Source organism: Micrococcus sp. HSID17227 (assembly GCF_003989405.1).
Lineage (GTDB): Bacteria > Actinomycetota > Actinomycetes > Actinomycetales > Micrococcaceae > Micrococcus > Micrococcus luteus.
This window is the reverse complement of the sequence record NZ_RBLN01000370.1, coordinates 1-1,547: the sequence shown is the minus strand read 5'-3', so window position 1 is coordinate 1,547 and position 1,547 is coordinate 1. Positions and strand designations below refer to the sequence as shown.

Genomic DNA, 1,547 nt, shown 5'->3' with positions numbered 1-1,547 from the left:
GGCCGCGGGCGAGGAACTCGTGGGCCCACGGCGCCTGCGCGGCCGTGGCCTGCACGGCGGCGGCCACCCTGCGGGCGTGCTGCTCGGACACCGTGACCACGGCCAGGGACTGCTCGGGCCGGTCGCGGATGTGCTCGAACACGCGCTCCACGGTGCGGGCGACCTCGGCGTTCGTGGACTCGACCACGTCGCCGCCGGTCATCGGGATGCCGGTGCCCTCGGGCAGGTACTCGGCCGTGACGGCACGATCCCGGCCGGTGGCCTCGCCCGCGGTGGGCAGCGCGTCCAGGGCGCCGTCATAGGCGAGCGCGGAGAGCAGGCGCACGAGGCGCCGCTCGAGGGGGCGGTGCACGGTGCGCAGCGGCAGGGTGGGCAGCACCTCGTCCAGCGCGTCGTGGGCCGAGCGCAGCGGGCGCAGGGGCCCGGCGGTCGCCGTCGGGTCCACGGACACCTGGAACGACTGCGGGCGCCCGATGACCGGGTCGCCGAGGGCCACCACCTGGGGGGCGCGGGTGAGCGCGCCCATCGCGGTGGCCAGGGCGGTCGCGTCGGCCTCCAGCAGCACGACGACGTCGGCGCGCCACTCCGGGGGGAACTCGGACAGGGCCATGGGCGAGGTGGTGACCACCGGCACGAGCGGCTGCAGGAGCTCGGGGGTGATCGTGGCCAGGGACTCGACCGTGGGGCTGCCCTGCTTGAGCAGGGTGCGCAGCACGGCCGCGTCCGCGCGATAGGTGCGCAGCGCCTCCCGCCAACGCGCGGCCAGCGCGGCGGAGAGCCGGGCGCCGCCGCGCTCGAGATGGGCGCGGTCCAGGTCGCGGAACCCGCGCTCGACCTCCGCCAGGTCCGTGCCGCTCATCATGGCCAGGAAGTCGTCCCCGGAGATCATCGCCTCGAGCGCGGACTGCCACCACGCCAACTCGAGCTCGGCGGTCAGGGCCTCGGTGGGCACCTCGCGGTCGCGCAGGTCCTCGAGCAGCTCCGCCAGGCCGTGGTCGCGCAGGCTGTCCAGCACGAGGGTGCGCTCGGGCAGCGTGGCCAGGGTGTCGCGGTCCGCCACGAGCCCGTCGACGGCGGCCACGAGGTCGTCCACGTCCCGCTCCTCCAAGGGCGCCTCGGCCACGGCCTCCGGGGCGAGGACGCCCTCGAGCCGGCGCAGGCGCTCGCGCACCTGGCCGACCTGGCCCATCACGTGCTCGCCCTGGTCCGGCACCTGCGGGGGCGTGCCCGGCTCGGCGGCGTGGCGGTTCCAGTCCTCCAGGACGGCGGCGGCGTCCACGAGGGCGCCGTGCAGGTCCGTGGGCTGCACGCCCGGGCGGACCGCGTCCTTCGCCGCGCGGCGCAGGCGGGACCGGGTCACCGAGGACATCTCGACCAGGTGGAGGCGCCGCCACGAGCTGGTGGCGGTCGCCGCGACCAGCTGGGGCACGTCGAGGGAGAACACCTCGGGGGTGAACTCGGTGAGGGTGCGGGCCACACGGCGGTAGAGGTCCGCCTGCTCCGCCCAGCCGGCCACCGTGCGCTCGGGGCGCAGGCCGGCCTGGGCG

At 76.8% G+C, this 1,547-nt stretch carries 1 pseudogene; it reads right to left on the bottom strand.

The annotated features are described in order from the left end of the window. Positions 1-1,547, bottom strand: a pseudogene (locus D8M29_RS11915) (hypothetical protein); the annotation flags it as partial.